The organism is Burkholderia sp. AU6039, assembly GCF_002223365.1.
Taxonomy (GTDB): Bacteria; Pseudomonadota; Gammaproteobacteria; order Burkholderiales; family Burkholderiaceae; genus Burkholderia.
This window is the reverse complement of the sequence record NZ_NKFK01000041.1, coordinates 1-398: the sequence shown is the minus strand read 5'-3', so window position 1 is coordinate 398 and position 398 is coordinate 1. Positions and strand designations below refer to the sequence as shown.

General features: G+C 46.7%; 1 rRNA gene. It reads right to left on the bottom strand.

Annotated elements, in window-relative coordinates:
- Nucleotides 1-315 precede the first annotated feature (315 nt).
- Nucleotides 316-398, bottom strand: a 16S ribosomal RNA gene (locus tag CFB39_RS38560); the annotation flags it as partial.

Below are 398 nucleotides of genomic sequence, written 5' to 3'. Positions count from 1 at the left end.
GAGTTCGAATCATCTTGAGATACATCGATACAATCACAACCCGGATAGTTTCCACGTCCATCTCAAGACGCTTCCGCTATCCAAATTACTTGCTTCTTCCAGATTGTTAAAGAACGACAGCCGATACTTTCGTACCGCTCTGACTGGCTCAATCGCCAATGAGAAAAACTCGAATCAAACTTCATTCGAATGTTTGTCATTGATGATTATCGAAAGCGGCCGGCATTATAACCGATTAACCCGCTAACAGACAGTCTTTCTGTCTTTATCAACAGCCGATAAGCGTGAGCGCTCAACTTGTGCGAGAAGCTCTGGAAAGGAGGTGATCCAGCCGCACCTTCCGATACGGCTACCTTGTTACGACTTCACCCCAGTCATGAATCCTACCGTGGTGACCG